Here is a 13,990-nt window from a genome sequence, read left to right on the forward strand (position 1 = left end):
ACACTGAGCTCAGTCGAAGTGTTGACCCGCAATCCCTTAAAAAATCCTCACAAATTTGTGAGGATTTTTTTTTATTCGTAAAACAACCGTTGAGGAACGAAATGAGTTTGGCTTAATACGTTGACTACCTTACCTCATTTATTAATAGTTTTAATTCTTCTTTGCTCGGTAATACTGTTTTGTATTTACTAGCAAATATTTGTTCGTTATTTTCTGGTAATGTGTATTCTACAACAGCTTCACTTTTGTTTTGGCAAAGCACAATTCCGATAGTCTTGTTTTCGTCATCTAACTTAATTTCTCTATCATAGTAATTTACATACATCTGCATTTGTCCAATATCCTGGTGCTTTAACTCACCAATTTTCAAATCAATCAACACAAAGCATTTTAATATTCGGTTGTAAAAAACTAAATCAATGCGAAAATGTTTGTCGTCAAATGAAATCCGCTTTTGTCTTGCTACAAAAGTAAATCCAGTACCTAATTCAAGTAAAAAGTGTTCGAGTTTATCAATTATTCCTTGCTCTAAATCACTTTCAGAATAAGTAGATTTTTCAGGAAGTCCTATAAATTCTAAAATATAAGGGTCTTTAATTACGTCTTTTGGTTTTTCTAGGACTAATCCTTTTTCTGAAAGCTTTTTAACTTCGCCTTTGTCTCTGCTTAAAACAAGCCTAGTATATAGTGCTGAATCATATTGTCTGTCAAGTTCTCTGACGCTCCAATTATTCTTTGCACATTCTATTTCGTAAAATTTTCTTTCGTTTTCATCATCAATCCGCATTAGCTTCAAATAGTGAGACCAACTCAACTGAAAATTAGTAGACACTGTCTGTTGAATTGATTTCTCTGAATCCGCAGACATTGTCTGCGTTATTGAGTAAGTAAGATAAAACTTTCTCATTTGTTCAATATTTCGAATTGAAAAACCTTTCCCGAACTCATCTGTTAATGATTCAGAGAGACCTTTTAACAAACCTTTACCGTATTCAGCTCTGTCTTTACCTTGTTGTTCTTCCTCTACAATCATTCGTCCAATCTCAAAGTAGGTTTGAACCATTGTTAAGTTGACTTGCTTAACAACTTGTTGCCTAGCAGCGTGAAGCAAGTCAATTGCTTGCTTAAAGAAGTTGGTCTTTTCTAATTTATCAGCCATTTTCTATATTATGGTGTCAAATATACCAAATTCATCATTTATTCTTAAAACAACCGTTGAGGAACGAAATGGTTGTTTTAAAGCTAAGCCATCCGAAGTGAAACGAGAAATTTTATTTAACGACCCGGCTATGCGTAGTGCGGGATTTTAAGGCACTTCACTATCCGTTTAGCAGTTAGTTTATTTTAATTTAATTACTTTCATATTAGTGCTTTTGCCCGTATTACGTATAGCCACTGTTGGGTAATCGTACTTTTTCGTTCGTCTGACAGCGTTGGCCCAGACACACGTATTGACAAGCTTAGGCTCGTGGGGTTGGCTTGAGCGGATTGGCAATGTGTGTGGCTGTTGCATGGCGAAATTTTCATTATTAAGCTTTTGGATTTTTCTTATACAAAAATTCATTTCTAAAATCAAACAATAATCTTGAGAAATGAAGCCTATTAGAATTGTTTTTATCAAGTAAAAGCTGATTAATATCGGAATTAATCATAAACCTCAGGTATTTGGGAACATCAAAAAAATAAATTTCATTATTAACGAGTTTCTTAATGACTTTGATTGAGGAATTTACATAGATTTTATTAAACCTATCTATATCGCTTTGTTGCAAAGGAATTTTTAAGGAATTACTTTCATTGTGATGGTCTAATTCAAATTTAGAACTTATGATATTTCCAAAACCAATTGAAGAATTCGCTTTGTATATTTTCTTGATATAATCATTAGACTTACAACTCAATAAAAATATGTCATGTTCATCAAAAAAATGATTTCCCCAAGTTGCATCAAGAAAATACTTTTCATATGAGTGACTGTCATCTGGTTCATATAATCCTGAAGAACTCCCGTGACCAAGATAAATAATTAATGATTTAGGTTCTAAGTTACCCAAAATACTTTTCGCATTGTTTAAAGATTCTTGTTCGGAATTAAAAGAAAAATAATAGTTTTCGAATTCTTCTTTATATACACTTAAAAAGTTTGTTGACTTATCTAAAGCGTGAAGTATTAATATTTTGTTATAATTATTCATTAAGTCTAGAATAATGTGATATTGACAAATCAATAAATTCTTTAATGAATCTTAATCCTCCTATGTCTATGCTATTTGTGTTAAGAATATCGGCAATTCGTTTACCATCAAAGTCGGAATTACCCGTATTTATTACCATATTTGAATCAAAGGATAGAATAGAATCTAAAACAACATTTGAGATTGTATTTGATTCTCTGAGTAGTGTTTTAATTTCCTGAAAACGCTGCTCGTCTCTTCTGCAAAATTTAACTTTTAACTCAATTACTTTGCTAATAAAGTCTAGTGCTGGGATTATATCATCAGGTTGATTTTCTAATTCATTTTTTATTTTCCCAATAACATAATCAGAGGCTTTTTTAATGTCAGAAGAATAAACTAAGAAAGTTTTACTTTTCCATTTGTCTTTAATTTCTAAAACATTTTCAATTATATCCCAACCTTTAATTCCTGCAAATCCATCTGTATTATCTGGTATGATGTTCCAATCTGTTATTATTAAGTTGATATTTCTTCCTTTTGATTTTTCTAAAACCTCTGTTTTAAACTTTTCAAACTCAAATTCATTCGTATCAACATTAAAGGAATCATTTGGATTTATAACAATAGGATTAACTTGACATCCTTCAATAGTTATTTTATTGTTATACTGATTTGGAGCATCAGAATCATCATCAAAAACTAAATAATTCAATTCAACTTGACTCATTAGATTACAATTTTAAAACAAGCTCCTTTGAGCTTTTCATTATTCCCAATAAAGTCAATGGTTCCCTTTAAACTATTAACTCTTTTTTTGACATCAAACATACCAATACCTGAGCCTTTTGATTTTGATTCTCGAACACCTAATTCAAAAATTGATTGAGAGTTTTTAACTAAATTTTCAGGCATTCCATCACCATTATCATAGTAATAGATTTCTAATTTATTGCCATTTAATTTAAACTCTACTATAACTTCCTTGGCGTTTGCTTTTCTTGAATTTGAAACCAAATTATCTAAAATAATGTCAATTTCAATCGGATTTATTAAAACAAATTTATCTGTAACATTAACGGTTTTCACTTTTAGACCTTTAAATGATACAGCTAAATCTTCTAAATATTCTGAAATATATTTTGGCAAGTTGACGCGTTGATTAGTAAACTTGTAGTCGAAATTTGACTTAATAATAATTTGAGAAACTTTAATAGCTTTATCAATGTTGCTTTTTATTGAATATAATTTGTTTTTAACCTCATCACTAATATTTGATGTAATCAATTCATTGATATAAGTTGAGGCATTACCAACATATAAATCAATAGAGTGAACAAGCTGTTCTGCATCATCACTTAGGGTTTTACGGGTAGCATTTAAGTATTGATTTTTTTTAGTTTCAATATTTAATTTATCAGATAAATTCTTGCTTTTTTCTTTTTCTTCCTTTGCTTTTTGTTCTGCTTTAATTTTAGCTAACTCTGCTTCAGCTCTTTCTTTTTCCTTTTTTAAGGTTTCAAGTTCAGCTTTTCTTCTTTTTTCTTCTTCTTCCTTTTGTTTCCTTTCAGCTTCTTCTCTTTTTTGTTTTTCTATTTCAGCTTGTTTTTCAGCTTCAATTCGCCTCTTTCGCTCTTCTTCTTCGCGGTTTTCAGCATCTTCCTTTTCCTTCGCTAACTTGTTAAAATTATCCTCAGTTAATTTAACTTGGTTAAAAAGAATCTTATCATTTGTTTTTTCAGCAATTTTTTCTAATTCTGCAATAAATTTGGGTTGAACTATATCAAGTTTTTCATTTACAAAACTTACTAAGTCTTTGTTATAATCGATTATTTTAATTTCTTTATCATCACTTAAGGTCTTTATTAGATTTACAAAATCAATCTTACTACCAATATTACTTAATGCATCTTCATAAGTATCTTTATCTTTATCTTGTTTTAATCCTTCTCTTTGTAAATCAGCAATTTCTTCATTCAGGAAATACTTTTTTCTTCTAAATGCTTCCCCCCACAGAACTCCTGTAACATATCTTTCAAGTCTTTTTAAAGCTTTTTGTTCAAATATGTCAAAAAGGAATTTTTTGCCTTTTGTTTCAACTAACCCTCCATCTCTGCTTGAAACTTCCTTAAACTCAATATTATTAACTGTTGTTAATTCAACTTTTCCAAATAATTCACGTGTACCTAAATTTCTTCCAAAGCCTTGCTGTTTACTTGAGTCTAATTTCCAACTATCATCACCGACATTTCCATATGGTTGTACACGAAATCCATTTTTAAACAAGAAGATATTCCCATAATTCACAGGCTCAATATCCATTAATTTTCCAAAATTGATTTTAGCACTTCGGTTTAAGAAATAAAGATTAATTTCTAGGTCATCAATTATTGATATATAATTATTTGGTTCTTCAATATGATAAATCAAAGTTCCTCTATCAATAATTTTAGTGGTAATTGTATCACCTTTTAAGCTTAAATCAATTTGAGTAGTTTTAATGTCAAGCACCTTAAGGATACTGTTGTCAATTACACCATTGATTTTTAAATTATTCCCTGAATTTTTATCTAGTTCAACAAATTCCTCCGCTACAATTTCAATTTTAAATGAGTTAACCTTCGAAAAAGGATTAATTAATTTTTCAAGAGACCTTCTCAATTCTTGAAGTTTTTGCTTATCCCAAGTAGAATTGAGGTTTTTAACCTTTAAGATAGTACCGTGATGTTTTGATTGAGGAAAAATATTCTTGGATTCAATTTCTTCAAATGGAATTTCAACAGAACCAAAACTTTGTTGTGCATCTTTTTCAAATTCTCTCCAATCGACATTTACTTTAAAAGTAATGTTAGAATTAATTTTAGAAGTTATTAATTCAAGATCTTCACCTAATCTATCGCAAGAAAAACGACCAACACCTTTTGCTCCGGCATAAAACCTTCTTGACTTAAGATTATTTAAATGCGAATCCCGTTTTAAATCTTTATCTTCTGTATTATCTTTTTTCGCTGAATAAGCAACTGCAAACCATTTCTTTTCCAAATCATCTTTAGACATCCCTTTTCCATTATCAGAAATGATAATTTCGTTTTTGCTAAAGGAAATCTTTACATAATCAGCATACGCATCATAAGAATTTTTAACAAGCTCATATATTGCAATAAAATCATCAGTAATTAAATCTCTACCAATGATGTTTTTCATCCCTGTTTTTACATCAAATTTTAGCTTTCCCTTATCCATTTAACACAGAGTTTATTATTAACCCAGCCTGCTCGCCAAAAAGTGGGGGGATTGCATTTCCAATTTGCGAATATCTTGGAACTTCTTGAGTTCTTCTTTTACCTCCAGTAGTATATTTTCCTTTAAACTCATACCAATCATTAAATGATTGAATTCTTGCGTACTCACGAACAGTGAAAATCCTAGGCTCACAATAGTGAATATAGTCGTCTGGCAATGTTGTTATTGTTGGAGTAGGTCTATTACCTGATAATGGAATCACCGTCCTCTTTTTAAGATTAAATCTTTCTTTTAATTCGTTTGAAAGTGTTTTATTTTTTTCTGCATTTTGGAGAATAAACTCGAATTTTCTTATTGTATCATCACTGTGTTTTGCAAATCTATGGCTGTCTGGGATTTTTAAATCAACTCTACCTCTAAGTAATTTTTGATATTTTGATTGAATGGGATTGTAAAGACCTGCTGTGAATGAAGTTGTATCGGGAGATACAACTTCATTAATTTTTAGCAAGTCTGAAATAGCATCCTCTAAAGAATTTGTCAATCCAATTCCTTTCTTAATTAAAAAAGTTTCTTTTTGCATTTGGATTTGCTCAAAAAATCCGTTTGGTTTTACTTGATTAGCAATATCCTTTCTAATACCAACCAAAATAAATCTTGTACGCTTTTGCGGAATACCAAATTCTGAGAAATCGATTAGTTTACCCTCAACATTATATCCTTGGAAATCGCCTTTAGGAGAATCGTATTCTAGTGCATTTGTAACATATTCTGAATAGATTTTTCCCTTGATTTTATTTTTATCAAACTTCTGTGTAAAACCTTTTACATTTTCAAAAAAAATAACCTTTGGCTGAACTAGTCTAATAAATTTGATGTAAGACTTAATTAATTCATTCCTTGAATCTCCTTCAATTCTTCGTCCTGCTGTTGAAAATCCCTGGCAAGGTGGACCACCTGCAACAAGGTCAATTTTACCCCTTAGGGATTTTAAATTGTCCTTATGGTTTTTAATAACTTCGTTGATGTCGTGATTTTGTTTTGGCAACCAATCTGGCCAATCAAAATGATTTTTCTTTTCAATCAAGTTATATTGAAGTGTTTCAAAAGCGTCTGGACTTTTTTCAACGGCAAATTTCCCTTTCCAAAATCCTGAATTATACAATCCTAGTGAAAGTCCACCACAACCTGCGAAAAGGTCTATGTATGTTTTCTTCCTAATCATTGTTAATTTTTGATGGATTTAAAAGTTCTCTAATATCAATTTCAAGTGCAATGGCAATTTTGTGCAAGTTCTCTAATGATGGTTGCCTTGCATTTGAGCACCATTGAGATATAGTTGATTCATCTTTCCCAAGTTGTTCAGCTAACCACTTGTTTTTTCTTCTAGTCTCGGCTAGAGCAACTTTGATTCTATTTATTTCAATCTTTGTCAAGATGTTTTTGTTTTGCGCAAAGATATTAACTTATTTGGAATAAAATTTACTTTTTTCTGTCTTTCTGTCGATCGTTGGCAAGAAACAGCTCTTTTGATTTTTTTAGCGTTGGCTTTCGTGTCGAAAAAAAAACCAAATGTGCTTGAATGTGCGTTGGCTTTTTACACTGACGCACAACATCCGAATAAGTACACTGGTGTACTTATTCGCACTATATCTTTTTCCAAATGTAATAAAAAAAACAATCCATTCAATTGTATTGATAATCAATACAGTATGGTTTTATCCGTATAATTATACGTTTAAATATACGGATAACTCCAATGTACGGATAATTTTTTTTAGGCTGCATAGATTAAAATATTCAACTTAAAATCAGTAAATTAATTCCAGTTTAATGCTCGCGGAAACATTTTAAACAAAAAATGTTTCCGATGATAAAATGTTTCCTACTTTTGTGGCATGGAAACAAAAGAACAACTTTTACTTGCAATAACAGAGCTCTTTATGAGGTATGGCATTAAGAGTTTAACCATGGACGATATTTCTCGTCATTTAGGTATTTCCAAAAAAACCTTGTACCAATTTGTATCCGATAAAAAAGATTTGGTTAAACAATGTGTAGAATTAACGGTTACTGCCGAGCAATGTATGCTTTGCGAATTTGCTACTGAAAAAGGAAATGCTATCGACGAATTATTTTTGGTAAACAAAAGAATTAGTGAGAAGCTGCAAAATGTTCAGCCTGCTGTAATGTTCGATTTGCAAAAATATTACCCTGAAGCATGGAAATTAATGGAAAATCACAAACATTGTTTTATTTACGATATGATGGTAAAAAACATCAACGATGGCGTAGCACAAGGATTATATAGAGACAATGTAAATGCCGAAATTGTGGCGAGAATTTATGTGGGGATGATTGACAAAATGTTCGATACCGAATTTTTTCCAAACAACACTTTTTCATTCGAAATTTTACACCGCGAAATTGCCAGGTACCACATTAGAGGTATTGCCAGCGAAAAAGGCAGAGAGTATTTAAAAGCAAAAATTAAAAACGAAAATTTAAATTATTGATATGAAGTTTATTCTATTATTATCAACCATCACTATTTCGGTGTTTACTACAGTAGCACAAACCGAGAGCAGTTTTACTTTAAAACAAGCTCAAGAGTATGCGCTTAAGTACAATTATCAGCGAGTAAGTGCCGAAAAAGATGTGTTGATAGCCAAAAAGAAAGTGATGGAAACCACTGGTATAGGTTTGCCACAAGTAACTGCCGAAGCACAATTTCAAAACTTTTTGGCTTTGCCTGTGAGTTTAGTTCCAGCATCAGCATTTAATCCTTTAGCACCTAAAGATGAATTTGCCGAATTAAAGTTTGGAACAGATTATAACACCACGGCTAAAATTACAGCAACTCAGTTGTTGTTTGATGGTTCTTACATTGTAGGGTTGCAAGCATCGCGTACCTACAAAAGCTTAACAGAAAAAAGCTTAGAAAAAACCGAGTTAACGGTTCGTGAAGAAGTGGCTCAAGCGTATTATTTATGTTTGGTTGCCGACGAAAATGTAAAAATTTTAAGTGAAATAGTTACATCAACTGAAAAACTGTACGAAGAAACTCAACGCATTTATCAAGAAGGGTTTATGGAAGAACAAAATGTGGACCAATTGAGGTTAACCTTGAACAACATTAACAATTCGTTAACCGAATCAAAACGTCAAAAAGAAATTGCCTTGAATTTGCTAAAGTTCCAAATGGGAATGGAGTTGGTAACAACCATTACTTTAACCGATAATATCGATGTGTTGTTAGTAGCGGTTAATCCAGCTGATGCGCTAGCCAAAGAGTTTAAAGCAGAGAATCACATTGAAAATCAAATTATTAAGGTAAATGAGGATTTGATGAAACTGAATTTACGAAAAGAGAAATATGCTTTTGCTCCCCAAGTTGCTGCTTTTTTTAATCATCAACAACAAAACATGAGCAATAAATTTGAGGTGTTTAGTGGAGGTACTTGGTATCCATCAACATTGTGGGGATTATCAATAAAATTACCAATCATTTCGGGTGGTATGCGTTTGGCTAAGGTTGGACAAGCTCGTTTGGATTATGAAAAAGCGAAGAATACCTCAAAACAAGTAGAGCAAAGCTTGTTGTTAAAAGCTCAACAAGCAAAATCAAATTACACCTCGTCGTACAGCATTTATTTAAACCAAAAAGACGGATTACAAATTGCTGAAAAAATTAACAACAACTCGATGAAAAAATACACGGAGGGAATAATCTCTAGCATGGAATTAACACAATCGCAAACACAATATTTAGAAACCGAAGCAAAATACATCAAGTCATTACTCGACTTGTTAAATGCTTCATCTCAATTAAATATCGCTTTAGGAAAAAATCAATAACCAACAATAAATATACAATATAAATGAAATTGCCATGTTCAAAAGCAAAATAATACTGATGAAAATAACATGGCGAATTCCATATAACCTAACTAAAAAAAATAAATATCTATATATGAAACAATCAATTATACTATTAGGAATTGCTTTACTAGCTTTTTCGTGCGGAAACAACAACGAGAACGATAGTTTATCAGCTTTAAAAGAAAAGAAAGATTCGTTAAAAACCGTTTACGACGAAATTGCGGCTCAAATAGCTATTATCGACCAACAAATTAAAGCTGCCGACACCAATTTAAGATTACCTTTGGTTACGTTGAGCAATGTTGAAGTAAAAACTTTCAACCATTTTGTAGATGTACAAGGTGCCGTAGAAACAGGTGGTAACGCTTTACTTTATCCTGAAGCACCAGGAGTAATTACTGCTATTTTAGTTAAAGAAGGCTCGCGAGTTAACAAAGGAGATGTCATCTTAAAAATTGACGCAGATGTTATATTATCTACATTAAATGAGGTTGAAACTCAATTGGAATTAGCTAAACAGATTTTTGAAAAGCAGGAACGACTTTGGAAAGAAAAAATTGGTTCGGAGGTTCAATATCTTCAGGCAAAAACCAATAAAGAATCGTTGGAGCAAAAATTGAAAACGGTAAAACAACAAGCTAACATGTATGTGGTAAAATCGCCAATAACTGGTGTGGTTGATGAGATTTTGCCAAAAGTAGGTGAGTCGGCTAATCCAGGTATGCCCGTTGCAAGAGTTATCAACTATAACGAGACCTATATTAAAGCCGATGTTTCTGAAAATTACATCAGTATTTTAAAAGAAGGGACTCCAGTTCAAGTTAATTTCCCAACCATAAAAAAAGTGATAGAAAGTAAATTGTCAAGGGTTTCTGATTTTATCAGTCCAACCAATCGTTCGTTTAAAATTTACATTGATTTATCGGATGTAAAAGCAGAATTGAAACCAAATTTATTGGCTGATATTAGCATTCGTGATTTTTCAAAAGATTCGGCAATTGTGGTGCCTTCAAGTATTATTCAGCAAGACAGAACGGGTAACAATTATGTTTATGTGTTAGAAGGAAATTCAACCAAACAAGTGGTTAAAAAAATGATTGTTAAACCAGGTTTGTCTTATCAAGGTCAAACGCTTGTTGTTGATGGGTTAAACGGAACAGAAAAATACATCGATAAAGGTTCTAGAAGTGTTCAAGATGGAGATCAAGTTGAAGTTGTAAAATAAGAACCTATTAATCAAATTTAGTTATGGATAATCAAGAAAATAAAGGGTTGAAACAATTTGGTTTATCAACACTTTCAGTAAAAAATAAAACCACTGTTTTTGTATTAACTGCAATTGTGTTAATTGCTGGTGTGCTGTCGTATGTGTCAATGCCTCGCGAGGCTTTTCCAGAAGTTATAACACCCGAAATTTATGTTGGAACGCCTTACCCAGGTAATTCGCCAGTAGATATTGAAAAATTAATTACTCGTCCAATTGAAAAAGAAATAAAAACCATTTCTGGGATAGATAAATTAACCTCAAATTCTATTCAAGGATATTCCTCTATACGCGTAGTTTTTGACTTCAGTGTTTCGCCCGAAAAGGCTTTGCAAAAAGTTAAAGATGCGGTAGATAAGGCAAAAAGTAATACTGATTTTCCTACCGATTTGCCTATGGAACCAAATGTTTTTGAAATGAATTTTTCAGAACTTACGCCTGTAATGAACGTGAATTTATCAGGCGATTTTTCTGCCGAATTGCTTGAAGATTATGCCGAAATTATTGAAGATAGGATAGAAGCTTTGCCGCAAGTTACCAAAGTAGATATTAGAGGGACACAAGTTAAAGAGGTTAAAATTAAGGTTGATGTTCAAAAAATGGAGAGTATGAACATCAGTTTTAACGACATCGAAAATGCGGTTGCTTATGAAAATATGACCATTTCTGGAGGGGATTTATTGGTGGATGACATAAAACGAAGTGTAAGAACGGTTGGTGATTTTAAAGATTGGAAAGACATTGAAAACCTTATTGTAAAACAAGAAAAACTTGATATTGTTTATTTAAGAGATATTGCAGAAATTTCTTTTGAAGGTAAAGACAGAGATTCTTACGCTCGTGAGTTTGGTAAGCCTGTGGTAATGTGCGATGTGTTTAAACGTAGTGGTGAAAATTTATTAGAAGTATCAGATGCTATTGCAGCAATTATCAAAGATTTAAAACAAAATGAATTTCCTCAAAGTTTGTCGGTAACCATTACAAGTGATATGTCGGAACAAACTAGAACCCAAGTAGACGAATTGGAAAACAGTATCATTTTTGGGATGCTGTTGGTTGTTGGGGTTTTATTGTTCTTTTTAGGGTTAAGAAATGCTTTGTTTGTTGGTATAGCAATACCCATGTCGATGTTTTTAGCTTTTATGGTGTTAAGTGCTATGGGCGTTACTTTAAACATGATGGTGTTGTTCTCGTTGATTTTAGCATTGGGAATGTTGGTAGATAATGGTATTGTTATCGTCGAAAACATTTATCGTTTACACGATGAAGGTTATCCGCTCATTAAGGCTTCGATTTACGGTGCAGGTGAAGTTGCTTGGCCCATTATTGCATCAACAGCAACAACATTGGCAGCATTTATTCCTTTAGCCATTTGGCCAGGGTTAATGGGTGAGTTTATGAAATACTTGCCAATTACATTGATGATAGTGTTGGGTTCGTCATTGTTTGTAGCATTGGTTATCAACCCAGTTTTTACTTCAGTTTTCATGAAATTGGAAGAGAAACCAGCCAACAAGAAAAAAATATTAATTACTTCAATTACTGTAGTAATGGTTGGTTTGATGTTTAGCATTTTTGGTTCAATGGGTTTTGGTAACTTAATTATTGCAGGTGGATTAACCGTAATTACCACTACTTTCTTTTATAGCCCTGCAACAAAGTATTTTCAAACGAAAGTTTTACCGAAATTGGAAAATGGGTACAAGAACTTTTTAAGTAAAGCCTTATCTAAAAAGAATCCAAGAAAACTATTGTTAGGTACTTTCTTGTTGTTGATTTTCTCGTTTGTTATTTTAGGTGTTGCTACTCCAAAGGTGGAGTTTTTCCCAATAAACATGCCTAAATACTTGAATATTTTTGTTGAACAACCTATTGGAACAGATATTGAATCGACCAATGAAGTTGCCAAACAAATTGAAACAGAGGTGATGAATTACTTTGAGGAAGAAATTGAAGTAAGAGGAAAAAAGATGAAAAGAGGTTTTATTGTAGAATCAATTATCGGGCAAGTAGGGCAAGGAACATCTGATCCCGCACAAGGCGTTTCGATGGGTGATACACCTGAAAAAGCAAGGATTACGGTTTCTTTTGTGCCGTTTAATGAGCGAAAAGGGATGAGTACCAACGAAATAATGAACGATATTCGTGATTTAACTCGAAAAATTCCTGGCGCTCAAATAACCGTAGATAAAGATCCCGCTGGACCTCCAACAGGAAAACCAATTAATATCGAGATTTCTGGGGAAGATTACGAAGTGTTGATTGATGATGCTGAAGAAATGAAACAGTTTATCAATAACCAAAATATACCCGGAATAGAAGAGTTAAAATTAGATATTCAATCGGGTAAACCAGAGTTGTTAATTAATATCGACAGACAAAAAGCGCGTCGATTTAATGTGTCAACTGCTCAAATTGGTTCGGCCATTCGAACGGCTTTGTTTGGTAAAGAAATTTCTAAATACAAAGAAGGAGAAGACGATTATAAAATTGTTTTACGAATGAACGACGAATCACGTTATAACGTAGAAAAAATTATGAATCAATTGATTACGTTTAGAGACCCATCTAACGGTAGAATTGTACAGGTTCCTATATCGGCAGTAGCTGTAGCTGAGAAATCTGCAACCTACAGTTCTATAAATCGTAAAAACCAAAAACGTGTGGTTACGTTACAATCAAACGTGTTGGAAAATTACAATGCTAATGAAGTAGTTGAAAACATTAAAAAATCGTTGTCGGGATATGATGTAAATGAAAAAAACACATGGAAATTTACTGGTCAGCAAGAGGATCAAGCCAAAGAGATGAAGTTTTTAAGTACGGCTCTTTTAATTGCGGTGTTCTTAATATTTTTAATTATTGTGGCACAATTTAACTCAGTATCAGCACCAGTAATTATTGTAACGGCAGTATTGTTTAGTTTAATTGGTGTGTTGTTAGGTTTGGTTATTTTCCAAATGGATTTCATTATTATGATGACCATGATTGGGATAATTTCACTCGCAGGTATTGTCGTTAATAATGCTATTGTATTGATTGATTATACCAAGTTGATAATGGAAAGACGTAAAGAAGAATTGGGTATGGAGGAAAACGAAAAATTATCTATCGATGAAATTAGAGAGGCGTTGATTGAAGGGGGAAAGACCAGGTTGCGACCAGTTTTGTTAACTGCTATCACAACAATTTTAGGATTAATGCCGTTAGCAGTTGGAATGAACATAAATTTCTTTACCTTGTTTACCGATTTAGACCCTCAAATTTACTTTGGTGGCGATAACGTGGTGTTTTGGGGCCCTATGTCGTGGACAATTATTTTTGGATTGACTTTTGCAACATTTTTAACATTAGTTATTGTTCCTGCAATGTTTTTAATAATTGAAAAAATAAAAGCGAGAGGGAGAAGAGCTATTGCAAAATAGAA

Annotated in this window: 10 protein-coding genes; 4 read left to right on the top strand and 6 right to left on the bottom strand. The window is 32.4% G+C overall.

Annotated features, from left to right (window positions below; all coding sequences use genetic code 11):
- Positions 1 to 124: 124 nt before the first annotated feature.
- The 6 genes from H6589_01085 to H6589_01110 all read right to left on the bottom strand — a co-directional run bounded on the left by H6589_01085 (position 125) and on the right by H6589_01110 (position 6,853).
- The gene (locus H6589_01085; GenBank protein ID MCB9173182.1) at positions 125 to 1,159 is read right to left on the bottom strand and encodes a DUF1016 domain-containing protein; all 1,035 of its coding nucleotides are present in this window, start codon (positions 1,157 to 1,159) and stop codon (positions 125 to 127) included.
- Between the two features lie 370 nt (positions 1,160 to 1,529).
- Positions 1,530 to 2,195 carry a hypothetical protein gene (locus tag H6589_01090; protein MCB9173183.1) on the bottom strand — a complete coding sequence of 222 codons (666 nt, stop codon included), beginning with the start codon at positions 2,193 to 2,195 and terminating at the stop codon, positions 1,530 to 1,532.
- Positions 2,188 to 2,904 carry a hypothetical protein gene (locus H6589_01095; protein ID MCB9173184.1) on the bottom strand — a complete coding sequence of 239 codons (717 nt, stop codon included), beginning with the start codon at positions 2,902 to 2,904 and terminating at the stop codon, positions 2,188 to 2,190. Before H6589_01095 ends, H6589_01090 begins: the two co-directional genes overlap by 8 nt.
- The gene (locus H6589_01100; GenBank protein MCB9173185.1) at positions 2,904 to 5,417 is read right to left on the bottom strand and encodes a sensor histidine kinase; all 2,514 of its coding nucleotides are present in this window, start codon (positions 5,415 to 5,417) and stop codon (positions 2,904 to 2,906) included. The genes H6589_01095 and H6589_01100 overlap by 1 nt, the downstream gene beginning before the upstream one ends.
- Positions 5,410 to 6,642 carry a DNA cytosine methyltransferase gene (locus H6589_01105; GenBank protein MCB9173186.1) on the bottom strand — a complete coding sequence of 411 codons (1,233 nt, stop codon included), beginning with the start codon at positions 6,640 to 6,642 and terminating at the stop codon, positions 5,410 to 5,412. Before H6589_01105 ends, H6589_01100 begins: the two co-directional genes overlap by 8 nt.
- A complete protein-coding gene (locus H6589_01110) occupies positions 6,635 to 6,853 on the bottom strand; it encodes a helix-turn-helix transcriptional regulator (protein ID MCB9173187.1) in 219 nt (72 codons plus the stop codon). Before H6589_01110 ends, H6589_01105 begins: the two co-directional genes overlap by 8 nt.
- Positions 6,854 to 7,315: 462 nt before the next feature.
- Here H6589_01110 and H6589_01115 point away from each other — a divergent pair, with 462 nt between their 5' ends.
- From H6589_01115 to H6589_01130, 4 genes are all read left to right on the top strand, one after another.
- Positions 7,316 to 7,933, top strand: coding sequence for a TetR/AcrR family transcriptional regulator (locus tag H6589_01115; GenBank protein MCB9173188.1), 618 nt, complete (start codon positions 7,316 to 7,318; stop codon positions 7,931 to 7,933).
- Position 7,934: 1 nt separating this feature from the next.
- Positions 7,935 to 9,275: a TolC family protein gene (locus tag H6589_01120; protein ID MCB9173189.1), complete on the top strand. Its 1,341-nt coding sequence runs from the start codon at positions 7,935 to 7,937 to the stop codon at positions 9,273 to 9,275.
- 115 nt (positions 9,276 to 9,390) lie between these two features.
- Positions 9,391 to 10,524, top strand: coding sequence for an efflux RND transporter periplasmic adaptor subunit (locus tag H6589_01125; protein MCB9173190.1), 1,134 nt, complete (start codon positions 9,391 to 9,393; stop codon positions 10,522 to 10,524).
- A 23-nt stretch (positions 10,525 to 10,547) separates the two neighbouring features.
- On the top strand, positions 10,548 to 13,988 hold the full coding sequence (locus H6589_01130; GenBank protein MCB9173191.1) for an efflux RND transporter permease subunit: 3,441 nt from the start codon (positions 10,548 to 10,550) through the stop codon (positions 13,986 to 13,988).
- Positions 13,989 to 13,990: the final 2 nt, after the last annotated feature.

The organism is Flavobacteriales bacterium, from assembly GCA_020635795.1.
In the GTDB taxonomy this organism is placed as follows: Bacteria; Bacteroidota; Bacteroidia; order Flavobacteriales_E; family Vicingaceae; genus Vicingus.